The following is a 17,451-nucleotide window of genomic DNA, read 5'->3' on the forward strand; positions in this document are numbered from 1 at the left end:
CGGTCAGCATATCATTACGCCGTGAACGTAACGGGCATGGGGAGTGGGTCGGCCACCCCCACTCCCCAGTTCCTCCCGGTCAGCGGACGGGCTGGCCGATCACTTCCTTGCCACCCAGGTAGGGGCGCAGCGCGGCGGGAATGCGGATGGTCCCGTCGGCCTGCTGGTGGTTTTCCAGCAGCGGCACCAGGATGCGGGGCGCGGCGACACCCGTGTTGTTCAGGGTGTGCGCGAACACCAGTTTGCCGCCCGCGTCGCGGTAGCGCAGGCCGGTGCGGCGGGCCTGCCAGTCGCCCAGGTACGAGCAGGAGTGCGTTTCGCGGTACACCTGCTCGCTGGGCACCCAGGTCTCGATGTCGTACATCAGGACCTTGCCCGCGCCCATGTCGCCCGTGCAGTTCTGCACGACGCGGTACGGGAGTTCCAGCGCCGCCAGGAGTGCCTCGGCGTTGCCCAGGATCTTCGCGAACCATTCCAGGCCGACTTCCTCGCTGGCCTCGCACAGCACGTACTGCTCGACCTTGCGGAACTCGTGCACGCGGATCAGTCCGCGCACGTCCCGCCCGGCCGATCCGGCCTCGCTGCGGAACGCGGCGCTGATCGCGGCGAACGTGACCGGCAGCTGGTCCAGGCTGAGTTGCTCTCCGGCGTACAGGCTGTTCACGGGGACCTCGGCGGTCCCGGCCAGCATCAGTTCGTCGCCCTCGATCTTGTACACCTGATCCTCGCCGCCGGGGAAGTGCCCGCTGCCCACGAACGCGTCCGGGCGGGCCAGGGCGGTGGTGGACAGCGGCGTGAAGCCCCGCCCGGCCAGGAAGTCCATGGCGAACATCAGGACCGCCATCTCCAGCATGACCGCCTCGCCCTTCAGCAGGTAGCTGCGGCTGCCGGACACGCGGGCCACGCGCTCCGGGTCGCTCCAGCCCTGCTTCTCCAGCAGGTCCACGTGGTCCAGCGGCGTGAAGTCGAACTCGGGCAGCGTGCCCTCGCGGCGCAGTTCGACGTTCTCGCTGTCGTCCTTCCCGACCGGCACGGAGGGGTGCGGGATGTTCGGCACGCGCAGCAGCATGACCTTCAGGCTGTCCTCGTGGGCGCGCAGGGCGGGTTCCAGGCCCCTGATCTCCTCGGCGAGGTCCTTGCCCTTCTGGATCAGGGCCGGGCGTTCCTCCGGGCTGGCTTTCGGCACGAGTTTCGCGTTGGCGTTGCGTTCGGCCTGCATGGCTTCCACGCGCTGCTTCAGGTCCACCAGTTCGCGGTCCACGCGCAGCAGGTCGTCGATGTCGATGTCCACGCCCTTGACCTGCGCGGCGTGCCTGACGGCCCCGGCGTTCTCACGGATGAATTTGAGGTCTAGCATCACAGCCTCCAGAGACGGTCAGCAACCGTCAAGTCAAGCGAGGGGCCGCCCCTGAGCGCCCTGCCAGTCATCAGTCGGCCTCCACGGTGCGGGGCACGCGGATGTGACCGTCGGGCATGCTCTCGGGGGCCAGGGCGGTCACGGCGGCCTGCGGGAAGACCGCGCCGGGCACGTCGTCGCGCAGGACGTTCACGAGGTCGACCGGGCGCTGCATTTCCTGCACGCCGTTGGTGTCGGCCTCGCCGAGCAGGTCGAAGTACCCCAGCACGCGGGTCAGGTCGCCCTGCATGGCGGTGCGTTCCTCCGGGGTCAGGTGCAGCCGGGCAAGCTGCGCGAGGTGGTCTATCTGGGCCGCGTCGATCATGCCCCGAAGTATAGAGGCGCGGAACCCGGACCCGGCGGCCCGCGTACCGGGTGCCATGCGACCTTCCTGGCGTGCCCCGGTGTTCCTGAGCGTCTCTCTGCTGGCGTCCGCGCAGGCGCAGGCCACCCCGGACATCCGGTCGGCCGTGACGCGGCTGTTCAGCGGGCCGGTGCAGGCGGAGTGGCTGGCCCCGGACTTCCAGGCGGCCCTGAGTGCCGAGCAGCTTCAGGTGGCGCTGGACGGCCTGCGCGCGCAGCTGGGCGCCTTCCAGCGCACCGAGATGCAGGGCGGAATGGCCGTGGCCGTGTTCGAGAAGGGACAACTGGGCGTGCAGGCCGCGCTGGACAACCAGGGGCGTTTCACGGGCCTGCGCTTCGTGCCGCTGGTGGCCAGCGCCGACGCGACCGGGGCAGGCTCGCCGCGTGAGCTGCTACAACGCATCTTCGGGGGGCCGCTGGACCCGGCGCTGTTCGCCCCGGCGTTCCTGGAGGCACTGCCCGCAGAGCAGCTTCAGGCGTTCCTGGACGGCCTGCGCGCCCAGTACGGCCCGCTTCAGGACGTGCAACTCAGTGCGACCGGCGCCACCCTGATCTTCGAGAACGGCCCGCTGACCGTCCGGCAGTTCACGCTGGACGCTCAGGGCCGCGTGACCGCGCTGGTCGTTGCGCCCGTCACGCCAGAAGTGACCTTCGGCTCGCCCGACGAGGCGCGTGCCGCCTTTGCCGCGCTGCCCGGACAGGTCAGCCTGCTCGTGCAGGAGGTGGGCGGATCGGGGGCCGCCCCGCTCGTCGCCCTGAACGCCGCGCGGCCCCTGGCGGTCGGGTCCACCTTCAAACTGGCGATCCTGGCCGAGTTGCAGGCGCAGGTCAACGCCGGGCAGCGCGCCTGGACCGACGAACTGACCCTGACGGACGCCGACCGCAGCCTCCCCAGCGGCACGTTGCAGGACGCGCCGACCGGCAGCCGCTACACGCTGCGGGACCTCGCGGCGCGCATGATCTCGCAGAGCGACAACACGGCCACGGACCTGCTGCTGAACGCCGTGGGCCGCGCGGGCGTGGAGGCCCGGTTCGGTCAGCGGCCCATGCCGGGCACCCGTGAAGCCTTCGCCCTGAAGAACCCCGCGAACGCCGCGCTGCTCGCCGAGTACCGCGCCGCCGTCCTGAACGCCCCGGCGCGGCGGGCGGTGCTGGAACGCGCGCGCGTGGCCCCGCTGCCCGCTCCGGAAGCCTTCGCGGGCGGCCCCCTGGCGCGGGACGTGGAATGGTTCGCCAGCACGGGACGCCTGTGCCGCCTGATGGGCGAGGTCGCCGCCCTGAAGGAAACGCAGCTGAATCCCGGCGTGGCCGACCCCGCCGAGTTCCGCAGCGTCAGCTTCAAGGGCGGCAGCGAGCCCGGCGTGCTGAACCTGACCACCCAGGTCACCACCCCGGCGGGCCGCACGTACTGCGTGAGCGCCACCTGGAACGACACCCGCACCCTGAACGACCCGCAGTTGCTGGCGCTGTACGGCGGCGTGCTGCGCCTGCTGCGCTGACACTGCCCCCACCCCACACCGCACCTGTCCTGAAGGTTGCGCCTTCCCTGAAGGTTCGCTCAGGGTTCCTCACCCGGCGTCAGGCGGGGCCGCGCACAGTGAAGGGCATGACGCCCCGCATCCGCACGGCCCTGCTGTCCACCGCCCTGCTGTCCACCGGCCTGTTGGGCACGCTGTCCGCCCAGGCGCAGACGAGCATCTTCAACATTCCGGCCCTGCCGCCCCGCAGCGCCGCGACCCCCACCACGCCCGCACCTGTCACCCCGGCACCCATGACCCCTGCACCCACCGCTCCGGCCCGACCGGCCCTGAACCCCATGCTGGCCGCCCCGCACGCCGCGAACCTCAGCGGTCCCGGCAGTCTGCGCGCCGGGCAGGACACCACCTGGACCTTCAACCTGACCAACCTGGGCGAGACCGCCATCGACCTGCAACACGGCGCGTGCGACGTGCGTTTCGAGGTCCTGAACGCCGCCGGGCAGGTCGTGCGCGCCAACCCCACGAACACCGTCTGCACCATGCAGCTCGTCATGACGAACGTCGCGCCGGGCGAGACCATGGACGTGCAGAGCGTCCGCTGGAACGGCCGGGGCAGCGACGGCAAGGCCCTGCCCGCCGGGGAGTACACCATCCGCGCGTACTTCAACGGGGCGGGCGTGAGCATCCTCGCCGAGGACTACCCGGTCACGCTGGAAAACTGACCATCAACCGGGCAGCGGGCCGCCCCACACGCGGCCCGCTGTTTCATGCCGGTCTGTCAGGGCGCCTGACCAGCTGCCCGGTCGGTTCGCAGTTGCGCGAGTTTCACGCTGTCCCAGCGCTGCCCGGCCCACGCGCGGGCCTGCGGGATGCGGGCGCACTCGCGGAAGCCCAAGCGGGCCGCCGCGCGGATCATGCGCTCGTTTCCGCCCCAGGTGGTCAGGGTCAGGACGTGCGCGTCCGTCTCGGCGAAGGTCGCTGCCACCCACAGGTCCAGTGCCCGCGTACCCAGCCCGCCGCCCCAGTGCTGCGGGTCGAAGATCAGCACGCCCAGGTCCCACCAGCCGCCGCCCGCCGGGGCTTCCTCGGCGCGGCTGACCTGCCCGATGCACGCGCCGTCCAGCGCGACGATCCGCCCGTGCGGGTCAGGCGCGCGGCCACCCTCGCGGGCCGTGAAGTCCGTCAGGGACAGCGTGGACGGCCCGCTGGCCGCATGGAAGTACGGGGCGTCCCAGCGTTGCCATTCCGGGTCGCTCTCCGCGTGCAGCCAGCGCCAGAGGGTGGGCAGGTCGTCGTCGCGGCGGCTGCGCAAGGTCAGGGCGGGCAGGGTCAGAGTCGGCAGGGTCAGGCTGGGCTGTGTTGGCATTGGCGCGCAGCGTACCCTGGCCGGGGGCCTGTGGGCATACGCCTTCTGCCGGATGCAACTCCTCACGTTCCGGGTGCGTAATGGGGATATGAGCGATGGTACTTCCGGTCCGCTGACTCCCCCCGACTCCCTGCTGAAAGCGCCGGACGCCGTCCCGGCCGTGCGGGCGCAGGAAGCGCCGGAGATGGTGCCCCTGTCCGCCGAGGACCGCGCGCGGCTCGACCAGATGGCCCGCGCGTTCGCGCAGGACGTGCTGGTCGCCGGGGCGCACACCCCGGAATTCAAACGCAAACTGGACGCCGTGCATGAACTCGGGCTGCCCGAACAGCGGGCCGCCGCGCAGAGCAGCAACCGCATGCTGGACCGCCCGCTGCGCGCCACCAAGGTCGGGGCGCTCGCCGAGGGCAGCGACATCCTGCGCGGCCTGACCGACCTGCGCCGCACCGTGGAAGACCTGGACCCCAGCCGCGCCGCCACGCCCCGCCGGTTCCTGGGCCTGCTGCCCGGCGGCAAGAAGGTGCAGAACGCCCTGGACAAGTACCAGAGCGCGCAGTCGCACCTGAACGGCATCCTGGAGGCGCTGTACCGCGGGCAGGACGAACTGCGCCGCGACAACGCCACCATCGAGACCGAGAAGGTGCACCTGTGGGACACCATGCAGAAACTCCGGCAGTACGCGCACGTCGGGAAGGCCGTGGATGAGGCCCTCACGCAGCGCCTTCAGGAGTTGCAGGTCACGGACCCCGAGAAGGCCCGCATGGTCAGCGAGGAACTGCTGTTCGCAGTCCGGCAGCGCGTGACGGACCTGCTGACCCAGCTGGCCGTGAGCATCCAGGGCTACCTGGCGCTGGACCTCGTGCGACGCAATAACCTGGAGCTGATCAAGGGTGTGGACCGCGCCACGACCACCACCGTCAGCGCCCTGAAGACCGCGCTGATGGTCTCGCAGGCGCTCGGGACGCAGCAGGCCGTGCTGGGGCAGGTGACGGCCCTGAACGACACGACCGGCAAGATGATCGGCTCGACCGCCAGCCTGCTGCGCCAGCAGAGCACCGAGATCCAGCGGCAGGCGGGCAGCGCCACCGTGGACCCGCAGATCATCCAGGCGGCGTTCCGGGACGTGTACGGCGCGCTGGACGCCATCAGCTCGTACCGGCAGCAGGCGCTGGAACGCTTCCAGGACACCATGCAGGTGCTGGACAAGGAGGTCGCGCAGGCGCAGACGTACCTGGACCGCGAGCGGCAGCAGGCGTCCCGCGAACTCGCGCAGGACCTGAACGTCACGCCACAGGGCGAGCTGAAAATCTGATACCGACCCCGTACCGCACGCACCCGACGCGACCGCAGGTGGTGCTTGCACGGTAGATCATACGGACAGAAGCGGGCCGGGCACCCCTCTGGGAGGCGTCCGGCCCGCTTCTGTGCAGGTCTGTTGCGTTCAGTTGTCGGCGCGGGCGCTCTGGCTTTCGTTCATGGCGTCGGCCGGGGCGAAGGTGATGCACTGGGCGGTCTGGCCGCTCATGCTGATCTCGACCTGCCCGGCGGTGCAGTTCATGTCTTCGTTGAAGCGGCAGGTGGTGGCGTCGCAGCGGCTGACCATGCTCTGGGTGTCGTAGTTCATGGGACCCTCCTGCCTTCAGCGTGCGGCCGGGGCGGGCAGGGGATGGTGAGCTGCGCTGCACGGTGAAGGGAAAGGCCGGATTCCGAGTAAACAGGTCTGTTTTCTCCGTTCCAGGCGCTTTTGAGGCTGCTGGAGGCGACTCCGGGTAGACGCTGGGCCGGTCGGGGCTGGCAGGCCCGCTCATGCCCTTCACATGCCCGGCAACGGAGCCTCCGGGCCGGAGTGAGCTTCAGTTGAGCAGGCTGGCGCGGATGCCCTGGGCGCAGGCGACGCGGTGCGCGACCTGCGCGGCGTCCAGTTCGCCGTGTTCGCGCAGTCCGGCGGCCAGGACCTCGATCTCAGTCCAGGCGCGGCGCAGTCTGGCGCGGGTGCGGCCCCGCAGGACACTCAGGTAGGCGTCCAGGGTGTCGCGTTCGTCCGGGTCGGTCAGGGCGCAGTCGAGGAGCATGCGGGCGTCCCGGCCGCCGTCAGGGGTGGGCGTGCCGCTCAGGTGAGCGGCCTCGGCGGGGGCCAGGGCGACCATCACGACTTCCTCGGCCAGCGCGCGGTTCAGGCGCAGCGCGGCCGGGTCCGGCGCGGCGGCGTACGTGACGCCGTGCAGGGTCACGCGTTCCAGGCGCAGCGGGGCGCGCGGGTGGGTGTGCGCCAGGAACGCCTCGGCCGCCCGGTGCAGCGAGCGGGCGTGCGCGGCGGTGGGGGCGGTGGCCTGGGGGGTGTGGGTGTGGGGGCTGGTCATAATCCTGACTTCCGGACTCAGGATAAGGGGCTGGGAGTGAGATTCGTAAGCACCGTCCGGGGGGACTGTCCGGGGGGGCCGGACCCGTCCAGCCTGTCGCCTGCCCTCCCGACTCTCATACGGGTTCCGTCTTTTCCGCTGATCAATAGTGCGGGCAGGTTCATCCCTTCAGGGCAGACCAGCGATGAACACGCCGTGTTTACCCCTCCCCCTTGAGGGGGGAGGCTGGGAGGGGGTGAGCAGGCATGGCGTTCCAGAAGACGTTTTCCATGCCTGTCCCCTCTGGCGCTTGAACACTGTCCGCACCATTGCTGATACGGGTTCCGTCTGTTTCGTTGACAACCCGGAAGGGCGCCGGGTTGCCAACTCCACGTCCGGAACCCGCTTCGCTCCTGCTCGCTTCGCTCGGATTGAACGGCCTCTGCAGCCCATTCAATCGGAGTCCGTATCAGCCGCCCTTCTCCTCGACCTCGGCCTGCCGCTCACTCCAGGCGGTCATCTTCGCTTCCAGCTGCACTTCCAGGTCGTGCGCGGCCTGTCCCAGCGCCACGAAGTCCGCGTCGGCGGGGGCGGCGTTCAGGGCGGCCTGCGCCTCTTCCAGCTGCGCTTCCAGGCGGGCGATGTCGGCCTCGATGGCCTCGACCTCGCGCTTGAGGTGCCACAGGCCCTTCCCCTTCGGCGCGGCAGGCCTGGGGGCGGCCTTCGGGGCGGCGGCCAGCGCCTCGGCTTCCAGTTCGGCGGCCGTGCGGTGCTTGGCCTTGTAGTCCTCCCAGCCGGGGTACTCGAAGAACTGCCCGTCCTCGATCAGCCAGATGCGGTCGGCAAGGCCCTCGATGAAGGCGCGGTCGTGGCTGACCATCATCAGGGTCCCGCCGAAGTCCTCCAGCGCAACTTCCAGGCTCTCGACCATCTCCATGTCCAGGTGGTTGGTGGGTTCGTCCATGACCAGCAGGTTGTGGTCCTCCTGCGCGAGTTTCAGCAGCGCGAGGCGGGCGCGTTCGCCGCCCGACAGGATGCGGGCCTGCTTGTCGTGCTGGTCGTACGGGAACATGAACGTGCCAAGCAGATCGTGCGCCTGCGGGTCCTTCTGTGTGTACGCGCGGGCCACGTCGTACAGCGTGTCGTTGGGGTCCACGCCGCGCAGCGCCTGGTCGTAGTAGCCGACCGTCACACGCGCGCCGGTCAGCAGGCGCGTGCGGGGGTCGTCGCTCTTCTCCAGGCCCAGCAGGGTCCGCAGGAAGGTGGTCTTCCCCGCCCCGTTGCGCCCGATGATGGCGATGCGTTCGCCCCGGCGGATCTGCACGCTCACGTCCCGGAACAGGGTGCGGCCGCCGGGCAGCACGCGCGTCACGTGCCGGGCGTCCAGGATCACGTCGCCACTTTCCGGCGCGTGGAAGGTGATGCGGGCCGTGCGTTGATCGGCGGGCGGGGCGGCGGTCGCGCGGCTCTGCATGCGGTCCACGCGGGCCTGCATGGCCTTGGCGCGCCGGGCGAGTTTGCTCATGCCCAGGCCCCAGATCTTCATGCGGTCCGCGCTGGCCTGCAGGCTGGCGATCTGCTTGCTCTCGATGGCGTGCCGGGCGGCCTGCTGTTCCTGCTCGACTTCCAGAAGTTCGCGGAACTTGGTGTAGTTCCCGGCGTACATCTTCAGGGTGCCGCCGCGCAGGTACGCGGTCTCGCGGGTCACGGTGTCCAGGAAGGTGCGGTCGTGACTGATGACCAGCACCGCGCCCGGATAGCGGCCCAGGAAGGCTTCCAGCCACTCGACCATCACGATGTCCAGGTGGTTGGTGGGCTCGTCGAGCAGCAGCACGTCCGGGTTCTCGACCAGCAGCGCCGCGAGGCCCAGCCGGGTGCGTTCCCCGCCGCTGAGGCTGGCGGCCAGGTCGTTCTCGCGGCCCCGGAAGCCGAAGGCGAGGGTCACGGCGTCCCTGCGGCTGCGGCGCTCGAAGCCGCCGCGCCGCGCGTAGTTCTCCAGCAGCGCCTCGTGGTGCAGGATGCTCTCGGGCGTGCCGCTGCTCATGGCGTCGGCGGCGGCGCTCAGTTCGGCCTCCAGTTCGTCGAGGTCCTGGAAGGCGGCGTTCAGGACGCTGTCGATGGTCGCGCCGTCCGGGAACACCGGGTCCTGTTGCAGCGACCGGACCCGCACGCCGGGCGCGCGTTTCACAGTGCCCCCATCGGGGGAAAGCTGCCCGGTCAGGAGTTTCAGCAGCGTGCTTTTCCCGGCCCCGTTCCGGCCGACCAGACCCACCCGGTCGCCCGGCTGCACGGCAAAATTCACTTCGCTGAGCACGGTCAGCGGACCGTACTCCTTACTGGCATCCACGACGGCAACAAGCACGCCCCGCAGTATACGCGCGTTACGAAATTGTCAGATTTTTCTCGTAAACTATGACGTGATGAAGGTGACGGCCCGCCCCGCAGTGCTCAAGTTCCACGTAAACCTCCGGGTCGCTCCCCTGACGGCGCTGCTCCTGCTGGGCAGCGCCGCGTTCACTGCCGTCCCGCTGGGACAGGCCGGCGCCCAGGCAGCCCCGACGAAGGCAACACCGACCACTCCGCGCCTCACGCAGGCGCAGGGCAGCGTGGAACTGCTGGGCACCTCGGGCACCTGGGCGCCGGGCGGCACGCCGGGCACCGAGCTGAGTACCTCGCTGCGCACCGGCACGGGCCGCGCCGAACTGACCTCCGGCGCCGGGCAGGTCGTGGTGGGCAGCGCGTCACGGCTGCGCCGCTACCTCGATGAGGCGGACCTGCTCGACGGCCGGTTCTTCCTGCGCGGCCCGGTCGCCGTGCACGTGCAGGGCGTTCACGTGGTCATGGAGGGCGCCGGGCAGATGCGGGTGGACCTGAACGGCAGGGCGACCCGCCGCGTGGCCGTCCTGCAGGGGCAGGCGCGCCTGAGCCTGAACGGGAAACTCGTGACGGTGCGCGCCGCGCAGCAGGTGGACCTGGGCAGCGGGAAGGTCACGGCCTTCCGCGAGCAGGACCCCTGGTACGCCTCGCAGTACCGGGGGCTGGGCAACGCGAACATCGAGGCGACGCGCGGACAGGTGCGCGTGGACCGCGCCGGGCAGAGCCGCGTGGCGGTCATCGGGGACGCGCTGGACCCCGGCGTGACCCTGAACACCGCCGCCGGCGCGTGGGCCGAGGTGGGCTTCACGGGCGGCGGGTACCTGCGCCTGAACGAGCAGAGCGAACTGAGCGTCCTGGCCGTGGAACGCACCGAACGGGGCCGCGAGGTCCTGCTGAAACTCTCGCGCGGCACCGCCTGGAACGTCGTGCAGAAGGGACAGGGCGGTTACCGCCTGGACACCCCGGTCGTCAGTACCGCCGTGCGCGGCACGGTCTTCCGGGTGGATGCCAGCGGCGTCGTGAAGGTCTTCGAGGGTCAGGTGGCCCTGCCGGGCGAGGGGGATCAGGCGGTCAGTGCCGGGCAGCAGCGTGCCGAGGCGGGCGGCGTGGGCACGTTGCAGCCCGACGCGCTGGACCGCTTCAACCAGTCGCTGGACGCCGAACGCGCCCGGCCCCTCACGCTGGACGTGCCGCGCGGCCCGCTGCAACTGCAGGACCTGACCCTGCTCGCCCGCAGCCTGCCGGACGCATCCGTGCAGGCCAGCGTCGCCGGGCGCACCGTCACGCTGGGCGGCGCGGACGGCGTGTTCCGCCTGGAACGCCTGGAAGACACCCTGCCGGAAGGCACGTACGCCGTGGCCGTCACCGCCACCCGCTTCGGGCAGACCCTGACGCGTCAGGTGCCGCTCCTCATCGACCGGACCGCGCCGGTCGTGACCGTGCAGGCCCGCCGCGAGGGCCGCGTGCTGACCCTGACCGGCCGCGTGCAGGACGCCAGCCTGACCACCAGCGGCGCGGCCAGCAGGCAACGCGTGAAGCTCAGCGTCACCCTTGGCGGCGTGACGTACACCCGCAGCGTGAGCGGCACTCCCGACTTCCAGTGGACGCTGCCGCTGCTCACGCCCGGCCCGGTCACCCTCAGCGCCACAGACGAGGCAGGCAACGAACGCCATGTTGAGATCCCCTGACCGGTCGCTGGCGCTGTACACCGTCCCGGTGGCGGCGATCCTTGCGCTGCTGCTGACGTTCATCCTGCCGGACAACACCCGCCTGTGGGACGCCCTGAACCGCGCGCTGCCCGGCGAACCCGAACAGCGGGTCGTGGTGGTCGGCATCGACGACGCCTCGCTGCGCGACTACGGCCGCATCGGCAACTGGCCCCGCGAACTGTACGGGCAGGCCCTCGGAACGCTGGAGCAGGCGGGCGCGACCGCCATCGGCATCGACGTGCTGTTCAGCGACCCCGCCCGCAACGACAGTCGCCTCGCCGACGCCTTCAGCAAACCCAACGTGGTCCTCGCCACCGCCCCCGGCGAGGGCCGCGCGCTGGCCAGCCCCGACTGGCTCTCCCCGACCGGCGTCAGCGCCCTGAACATCAGCCGGGACGGCGTGGTCCGCACCTTCCAGACCGGCTACCCCGCCGCGCCCGATTCCGGCGACGTCACGCCCGCCGACCTGAACCCCAGTTTCGCGCGGCAACTGGCCGTCGCGGCCGGACGCAACGTGCCGCTGGACACGCAACCGCAACTGCTGCGTTACACCGCCCCCAGCCAGGACCGCCTGCCGGTCATTCCGTTCCGGGACGTCGTGAACGGCAACGTCCGCTACGGCGACATTCAGGGCAAGATCGTCATCATCGGCCTGACGGCCAGCGGCACCAGCAACCTGACGCTGCGCGACGTGACCGGGCAGGTCATGCCGGGCGTGGCCATGCAGGCCCGCGCCGTGTCCAGCCTCCTGAGCCCGCCCTTCACGCGCCTGCCCGCCTGGCTGATCGCGCTGATGGCCGTCGCCACTGCCGTCAGCGCCGTCCTGGCGCGCGGCGTGTGGGGGTTCGCGCTGGCCCTGCTGATGCTGGCCCTCGCCATTCCCCTGTGGCTGGGGAACATCCTGCTGCCCGGCGTGACCCTCTCGTACGCCGCGATTCTGGGCACGGCCCTCGTCGCCCTGGAACGCTGGTGGAACCTGCGGAACCTCAGTGTCCGCGATCCCCTGACCGGCTTCGGGAACCGCGTGGCCTTCACCCGCGCCCTCGAACAACGCTGGACGGCCCGCGCCACCCGCCCGCTGGGCCTGCTGCTCGTGGACCTCAGCGGTTTCCGCGAGGTCAACGAGGTCTACGGTCTGCGTGCCGGGGACGAACTGCTCAGCGACCTCTCGGGCCGCATCCTGAAACACAAGCGCCGCAACGACCTGATCTTCCGCTGGGGTCCCGACGAATTCGCCGTGCTGCTCGACAGCGCCAGCGTGCAGGACATGACCACCACCACCCAGCGCATCCAGGACGCCCTGCAGGAACTCACGTACCGTGACCTGCCCGTCCGCGCCAGCATCGGCGCCGCCCGCACCGGCCCTGACATCCAGAGTCCCATCGATCTGGTCGAGGCTGCCAGCCGCAGCCGCTACCGCGCCAAGTACCAGCGCGAACAGCGGGGCTAGAACAGGCAGGCAGTGCAGAACAGGCAGGGCGTGCAGAACAGGCAGGACGTGGAAAGTGGCCCGCCGTCTGCGTTGCAGGGGCGGGCCACAGTCATGCGGGTTGAATCTCTCCGGGAGCGGGGCGGCGGGCTGTCCTGCTCCCCGCGCCCCCTGCTTACCGTCCGACGAGCAGCGTCCAGATGGCGGGGTTGGCGACCCAGCTGTACCAGATGTTCGGCAGGAGGCCCAGTGCGGTGACGCCGACCACGCCGAGCGCGACGGTCAGGGTGGTCGGTGTGCGCTGGCCCAGGCCGTACTCGCGCGCCGGGGTGCGGTCGGGCATGAACATCAGCATGGCGGGGCGCAGGTAGTACACCAGCGCGGCGACACTGGTCAGCGCCGCGAGGACGCTCAGCCACTCGTACCCGTTCTGGAAGGCCGCCTGGAACACCAGGTACTTGCCGAAGAACCCGGCGAAGGGCGGCAGTCCGGCCAGCGAGGCGAGACACACGGCCAGCGCGACCGCATAGGCCGGGTGGCGGTAGTACAGGCCGCGCAGGTCGAGGATGTTCATGCCTTCCTCGCCCCGTTGCAGGGCCGCGACGATGGCCAGCGCGGCGGCGGTCATCAGGGTGTACACCAGCAGGTAGTACGTCAGGGCCGCGCCGCCCGTCTGGGGCGTGCCGAGCAGGGCCATGGCGAGGAAGCCCGTGTGGGCAACGGCCGAGTACGCCAGCATGCGTTTGAAGTTCATCTGGCGCAGCGCGGCGAGGTTCCCGATGATCAGGGTCGCGGCGATCAGGACCTGCAGGACGGAGTGCCAGCCGGGCGCGCCGTTCAGTGCGCCGCCAAACACGCGCAGCATCCCGGCGAACGCGGCGACCTTCACGACGGTACTCAGGAACAGGCTGACGCTGGTGGGCGCGCCGCCGTACACGTCGGGTGTCCACTGGTGGAAGGGGGCCAGGGCGACCTTGAACGCGAAACCGCACAGCAGCAGCAGCGCCCCGCCGACCAGGATGCCGGTGTTCTCGGGAGTCAGGACGCTGGCCTTGGCGGCAATGGCGGCGTAGTTCAGGCTGCCGGTCGCGCCGTACACGAACGCGATGCCGTAGATCAGGACGGCGCTGCCGGCCGCGCCGAGCAGGAAGTACTTCAGGCCGCTTTCCTCGGCGCGGCGTGAGCCCTGCAGGGTGGCGAGGACGTAGGAGCTGAGGCTCATGATTTCCAGGCCGATCAGCATGACGATCAGGTCGCCGCTAAAGGCGATCAGCATGCAGCCGGTCACGGCGTACATGAGCATCGCGTCGAATTCCGGGAAGGACACGCGGGCACGCCAGGCGGTGTCGAGCGTGACGAGCAGGGTCATGAGGGTGCCGGTCAGGATCACGAAGGCCAGCAGCAGCGCGGCGTTGTCGGCCTGGAGGCTGCCGCCGAACGAGCTGACGCCCCGGTTCCAGAGGGTGCCGAGGCTCAGGGCGGACAGGAGCGTGGCGCCGAGGTTGATGAACGTCAGGGTACGGCGGCTGACCCAGAAGCCCAGCAGGGTGCTGGACAGCGCCCCGGCCAGCACGATCAGGACGGGCAGCAGCGGCGTCAGGGTGACTTCGGGCGGCTGGAGCATGTCAGTTGCCTCCCAGGGCGGTCAGGACGGCGCGCACGGCGGGCTGCATGAGGTTCAGGGCGGGCGCGGAGTACACGCCGAACAGGACGGCCACGGCCAGCGGCAGGGTCAGGATCAGCCACTCGGTGTGCACGAGGTCCGGCACGCGGACGGCCCCGGCGGGCCGGGCCTGCCAGAAGGTGTGCTGGAAGGCGGTCAGGGCGTACGCGGCGGCGGCAATGGTGGTGATCCCGGCGATGAACGCCAGCCAGGGGAACACCTGGTACGCGCCGAGCAGGATGCTGAACTCCCCGATGAAGCCGGCCATGCCGGGCACGGCGATACTGGCGAACCACAGGGCCATGGTCAGGCCGCCCAGCGCGCCCGCCTGGGTCATGACGCCGCCCACGCGGGTGTCCAGGCTGCCGATGCGTTCCTGAAGCATGCCGACGGCCAGGAACAGCGCGCCGGTGTACAGGTTCTGGAAGGCCAGCAGGTACATTGCGCCGATCACGGCCGTCTCGTTCAGCGAGAACACGCCGAGCGCGACGAAGCCCATGTGACTCAGGCCCGCGTAGGCCAGCAGACGTTTCCAGTCGGTCTGACCGAAGGCGATCCAGGCGGCGTACAGCGCCGTGAACGCGGCGAGGCCCATCAGGACGGGGCGCAGTTCCAGGCTGGCGTCCGGGAACAGCGGGATGGCGAAGGTGAAGATGCCGTACCCGCCGACCTTGTACAGGGTGCCCATCACGTCGGGGATGCCGCTGTCGTGGTTCTGCTCGTGGAAGTCCGGCAGCCACGCGTGCATAGGCCACAGCGGCAGCTTGACGGCCATGGCGGCCAGGAAGCCCAGGTACAGCCACGTCTGGGCGCTGCCCTGCACGAGGTTCTGTTTCAGGTCGGTCATGGCGAAGGTGGGGCTGCCGCCGATGTAGCGCACGCCGATGATGCTGACCAGCATCAGCAGGCTGCCGAACAGCGTGTACGCCGCGAATTTCGTGAGGGCTGCCATGCGTCCGGACTTGCCGTAGATGGCCAGCATCAGGAGTGCCGGGATCAGGGCGTCCTCGAAGAACACGTAGAACAGCATCAGGTCCTGCGCGGCGAAGATGCCGATCAGGCCCGTCTCCATGGCGAGGATCAGCGAGAGCATCGGGCCGGGGTTGGGAATGCGGCGCGCGGCGTACAGGATCGCGATGAACGACATGAACGCCGTGACCAGGGCCAGCGCGAGGCTCACGCCGCCCAGCTGCACGGAGTACGTGATGCCCAGCGGCGGAATCCAGTCCCAGCGGAACAGCTCGGAGCCGCCGCCGCGCCAGATGGCGAGGCCCGCGCCGAGCGTCAGGGCGGCGATGAAGCCCGCGACCTCGTCCCGGAAGGTTTTCGGCGTGACGAGCAGCAGCAGGCTGCCCGCCAGGGGCAGGAAGATCATGAGGGTGGGAAGCCAGTCGGTAAAGGAGTTCATGCGCCGCTCCCGATGGTCTTGAGGGCCCAGTAGCCGATGATGGCGGCCGTGCCGAGCAGCATGCTGACGGCGTAGGCGCGGACGAAGCCGCTCTGCCACAGCGTGAACAGCCCGCCGGGGCCGCTGGCGTTGCGGGCGACGCCATTCAGGGCGTCGTCGGTGCCGCGGTCCACGGTGTCCAGCGCGCCCGCGATGGCGCGGCTGGGGGCCGAGACGACATTGTCGTACAGCGCGTCGAGGTAAAGGCTGTTGCGGCTGAGTTCACCCAGCGGCCCGGTCGCCAGCGCGCTACGGCGGTGTGCGAGGAACGCCCAGCCCAGCCCGATCACGCCCGCGAGGACGGCGAAGACGGTCAGCATCCACTCGGTGCTGGCGGGAATCTCGTGCGCGTGCAGCGGGATCGCCCGGCCGATGTAGTCGTCGAAGGCGTGCTTGCCGCCCAGGAACGTGGGAATGTTCAGGAATCCGGCCAGGGTCGCCAGCGCGGCCAGCACGCCCAGCGGAATCTTCGTGAGGGTGTCCGCCTCGTGCGGGTGGCCGTGCCCGCGGTACGCGCCGCGCCACACCAGGAAGTACCAGCGGCCCATGTAGAACGCGGTCAGCAGCGCCACGCCCAGCCCGATCAGGTACAGCGGCAGGCTCTGCTCGTACGCGGCGGCCAGGATCGCGTCCTTGGAGAAGAAGCCGCTCCAGATGGGAATCCCGGCGATGGCCAGCACGCCCGCCACGGACACGAGGTGCGTGAACGGCATGAATTTGTGCAGGCCGCCCATCTTGCGGACGTCCTGCTCCTCGTGCAGCGCGTGGATCACGGCGCCCGCCGCGAGGAACAGCAGCGCCTTGAAGAACGCGTGCGTCAGCAGGTGGAACACACCAGCCGAGTATGCGTGCAGGCCCACCGCGAGGAACATGTAGCCCAGCTGCGACACGGTGGAGTACGCCAGGATCTTCTTGATGTCCGACTGGTTCAGCGCCGAGAGCGCGCCGTACAGCGCGGTCAGGCCGCCCACCCACGCGACCCACAGACTGGCGTTCGGCGCGAGGTCGTACAGGAAGTGGCTGCGCGCCACGAGGTACACCCCGGCCGTGACCATCGTGGCCGCGTGGATCAGCGCGGAGACGGGCGTGGGGCCTGCCATGGCGTCCGGCAGCCAGGTCGTCAGGGGCAGCTGGCCGCTCTTTCCGACCGCGCCGACGAGAAGGAACAGGCACGCGAGTTCGATGCCCGCCTGCGCCACCTGCGCGCCCTCGACCCGCTCGGCGAGTTCGGGAATGCTCAGGGTGCCGTACAGCTTGAACAGCAGGAACATGCCCAGCATGAAGCCCAGGTCCCCGATGCGGTTCATGATGAACGCCTTGCGCGCCGCGTTGGAGTTGCTGATCGCCTCGGCGTCGCTGGCGGCGCGGACCTGCGCGTCACTCGCCTCGCTGTTGCGGCCACTGAACCAGAAGCCGATCAGCAGGTACGACGCCATGCCCACGCCCTCCCAGCCGACGAACATCAGCGGGTACGAGTCGGCCAGCACCAGGATCAGCATCATCGCCACGAAGAAGTTCAGGAACGCGAAGAAGCGCGTGAACTTCGGGTCGTGCCCCATGTACGAGATCGAGTACAGGTGAATCAGGAAGCCCACGCCCGTGATGATCAGCGCCATCAGGGCCGACAGTTGATCGAGCCAGAAACCCACCGACAGGTTGGCGTTCAGCGCCATGTTCGGCAGCCACGTCCACAGCACCTCATGGGCGGGGGCGGCACCCTGGTTCAGGTAACGGATGACGGCCACGACGAACGCCGCGCCGACCAGACCGGTCGCCAGCCACCCCCCGGACTTGCCGGGGAACAGGCGGGGCAGCACCATCAGGGCCGTGAAGCCCAGCAGCGGCAGCAGGGGCAGCAGGTACAGAGCAGGAAGACTATCCACAGGTT

Annotated in this window: 14 protein-coding genes; 5 read left to right on the plus strand and 9 right to left on the minus strand. The window is 70.0% G+C overall.

The genetic code is table 11. The features are described 5' to 3' along the window. Positions 1-79: 79 nt before the first annotated feature. On the minus strand, positions 80-1,357 hold the full coding sequence (gene serS / locus IEY70_RS05800) for a serine--tRNA ligase (protein WP_189064057.1): 1,278 nt from the start codon (positions 1,355-1,357) through the stop codon (positions 80-82). Between the two features lie 70 nt (positions 1,358-1,427). Then, on the minus strand, positions 1,428-1,721 hold the full coding sequence (gene gatC, locus IEY70_RS05805) for an Asp-tRNA(Asn)/Glu-tRNA(Gln) amidotransferase subunit GatC (RefSeq protein ID WP_189064058.1): 294 nt from the start codon (positions 1,719-1,721) through the stop codon (positions 1,428-1,430). Positions 1,722-1,776: 55 nt separating this feature from the next. Here gatC and IEY70_RS05810 point away from each other — a divergent pair, with 55 nt between their 5' ends. Together IEY70_RS05810 and IEY70_RS05815 are read left to right on the plus strand one after the other, a co-directional pair. Beyond that, positions 1,777-3,258, plus strand: coding sequence for a serine hydrolase (locus IEY70_RS05810; protein WP_189064059.1), 1,482 nt, complete (start codon positions 1,777-1,779; stop codon positions 3,256-3,258). Between the two features lie 107 nt (positions 3,259-3,365). Further along, positions 3,366-3,959, plus strand: a complete 594-nt coding sequence (locus tag IEY70_RS05815; RefSeq protein WP_189064060.1) for a flagellar hook assembly protein FlgD — start codon at positions 3,366-3,368, stop codon at positions 3,957-3,959. A 56-nt stretch (positions 3,960-4,015) separates the two neighbouring features. Here IEY70_RS05815 and IEY70_RS05820 read toward each other — a convergent pair whose 3' ends face one another. Continuing rightward, positions 4,016-4,603 carry a GNAT family N-acetyltransferase gene (locus IEY70_RS05820; protein WP_189064061.1) on the minus strand — a complete coding sequence of 196 codons (588 nt, stop codon included), beginning with the start codon at positions 4,601-4,603 and terminating at the stop codon, positions 4,016-4,018. Positions 4,604-4,691: 88 nt separating this feature from the next. On the opposite strand from IEY70_RS05820, the gene IEY70_RS05825 reads away from it, so the two are divergent. Then, complete coding sequence (locus tag IEY70_RS05825; protein ID WP_189064062.1) at positions 4,692-5,912, plus strand: toxic anion resistance protein; 1,221 nt, start codon at positions 4,692-4,694, stop codon at positions 5,910-5,912. Between the two features lie 129 nt (positions 5,913-6,041). Here the strand turns inward: IEY70_RS05825 and IEY70_RS05830 are convergent, their stop codons facing one another. The 3 genes from IEY70_RS05830 to IEY70_RS05840 all read right to left on the minus strand — a co-directional run bounded on the left by IEY70_RS05830 (position 6,042) and on the right by IEY70_RS05840 (position 9,301). Next, a complete protein-coding gene (locus IEY70_RS05830; protein ID WP_189064063.1) occupies positions 6,042-6,224 on the minus strand; it encodes a DUF1540 domain-containing protein in 183 nt (60 codons plus the stop codon). Between the two features lie 229 nt (positions 6,225-6,453). After that, positions 6,454-6,960: a hypothetical protein gene (locus IEY70_RS05835; RefSeq protein ID WP_189064064.1), complete on the minus strand. Its 507-nt coding sequence runs from the start codon at positions 6,958-6,960 to the stop codon at positions 6,454-6,456. Between the two features lie 448 nt (positions 6,961-7,408). Beyond that, positions 7,409-9,301 (minus strand): ABC-F family ATP-binding cassette domain-containing protein, encoded by a 1,893-nt coding sequence (locus IEY70_RS05840; RefSeq protein ID WP_189064065.1) that lies wholly within the window; start codon positions 9,299-9,301, stop codon positions 7,409-7,411. A gap of 58 nt (positions 9,302-9,359) precedes the next feature. On the opposite strand from IEY70_RS05840, the gene IEY70_RS05845 reads away from it, so the two are divergent. Beyond that, positions 9,360-11,003: a FecR domain-containing protein gene (locus IEY70_RS05845; RefSeq protein WP_189064066.1), complete on the plus strand. Its 1,644-nt coding sequence runs from the start codon at positions 9,360-9,362 to the stop codon at positions 11,001-11,003. After that, positions 10,987-12,474, plus strand: a complete 1,488-nt coding sequence (locus tag IEY70_RS05850) for a sensor domain-containing diguanylate cyclase (RefSeq protein ID WP_189064067.1) — start codon at positions 10,987-10,989, stop codon at positions 12,472-12,474. The genes IEY70_RS05845 and IEY70_RS05850 overlap by 17 nt, the downstream gene beginning before the upstream one ends. A gap of 154 nt (positions 12,475-12,628) precedes the next feature. On the opposite strand, the gene IEY70_RS05855 is transcribed toward IEY70_RS05850, so the two are convergent. From IEY70_RS05855 to nuoL, 3 genes are read right to left on the minus strand one after another with little or no spacing between them, the layout of a single operon-like run. Beyond that, the gene (locus IEY70_RS05855) at positions 12,629-14,077 is read right to left on the minus strand and encodes an NADH-quinone oxidoreductase subunit N (protein WP_189064068.1); all 1,449 of its coding nucleotides are present in this window, start codon (positions 14,075-14,077) and stop codon (positions 12,629-12,631) included. 1 nt (position 14,078) lies between these two features. Beyond that, a complete protein-coding gene (locus tag IEY70_RS05860; RefSeq protein ID WP_189064069.1) occupies positions 14,079-15,524 on the minus strand; it encodes an NADH-quinone oxidoreductase subunit M in 1,446 nt (481 codons plus the stop codon). Continuing rightward, the gene (gene nuoL / locus IEY70_RS05865) at positions 15,521-17,446 is read right to left on the minus strand and encodes an NADH-quinone oxidoreductase subunit L (protein WP_268243901.1); all 1,926 of its coding nucleotides are present in this window, start codon (positions 17,444-17,446) and stop codon (positions 15,521-15,523) included. The genes IEY70_RS05860 and nuoL overlap by 4 nt, the downstream gene beginning before the upstream one ends. Between the last annotated feature and the right edge of the window lie 5 nt (positions 17,447-17,451).

Origin of the sequence: Deinococcus seoulensis, assembly GCF_014648115.1 — a bacterium.
Taxonomy (GTDB): domain Bacteria; phylum Deinococcota; class Deinococci; order Deinococcales; family Deinococcaceae; genus Deinococcus; species Deinococcus seoulensis.

Excerpts from the sequence above, each read along its gene's own strand:
- serS (WP_189064057.1), bottom strand. The coding sequence starts at position 1,357 with ATGCTAGACCTCAAATTCATCCGTGAGAACGCCGGGGCCGTCAGGCAC.
- gatC (WP_189064058.1), bottom strand. The coding sequence starts at position 1,721 with ATGATCGACGCGGCCCAGATAGACCACCTCGCGCAGCTTGCCCGGCTG.
- IEY70_RS05810 (WP_189064059.1), top strand. The coding sequence starts at position 1,777 with ATGCGACCTTCCTGGCGTGCCCCGGTGTTCCTGAGCGTCTCTCTGCTG.
- IEY70_RS05815 (WP_189064060.1), top strand. The coding sequence starts at position 3,366 with ATGACGCCCCGCATCCGCACGGCCCTGCTGTCCACCGCCCTGCTGTCC.
- IEY70_RS05820 (WP_189064061.1), bottom strand. The coding sequence starts at position 4,603 with ATGCCAACACAGCCCAGCCTGACCCTGCCGACTCTGACCCTGCCCGCC.
- IEY70_RS05825 (WP_189064062.1), top strand. The coding sequence starts at position 4,692 with ATGAGCGATGGTACTTCCGGTCCGCTGACTCCCCCCGACTCCCTGCTG.
- IEY70_RS05830 (WP_189064063.1), bottom strand. The coding sequence starts at position 6,224 with ATGAACTACGACACCCAGAGCATGGTCAGCCGCTGCGACGCCACCACC.
- IEY70_RS05835 (WP_189064064.1), bottom strand. The coding sequence starts at position 6,960 with ATGACCAGCCCCCACACCCACACCCCCCAGGCCACCGCCCCCACCGCC.
- IEY70_RS05845 (WP_189064066.1), top strand. The coding sequence starts at position 9,360 with ATGAAGGTGACGGCCCGCCCCGCAGTGCTCAAGTTCCACGTAAACCTC.
- IEY70_RS05850 (WP_189064067.1), top strand. The coding sequence starts at position 10,987 with ATGTTGAGATCCCCTGACCGGTCGCTGGCGCTGTACACCGTCCCGGTG.
- IEY70_RS05855 (WP_189064068.1), bottom strand. The coding sequence starts at position 14,077 with ATGCTCCAGCCGCCCGAAGTCACCCTGACGCCGCTGCTGCCCGTCCTG.
- IEY70_RS05860 (WP_189064069.1), bottom strand. The coding sequence starts at position 15,524 with ATGAACTCCTTTACCGACTGGCTTCCCACCCTCATGATCTTCCTGCCC.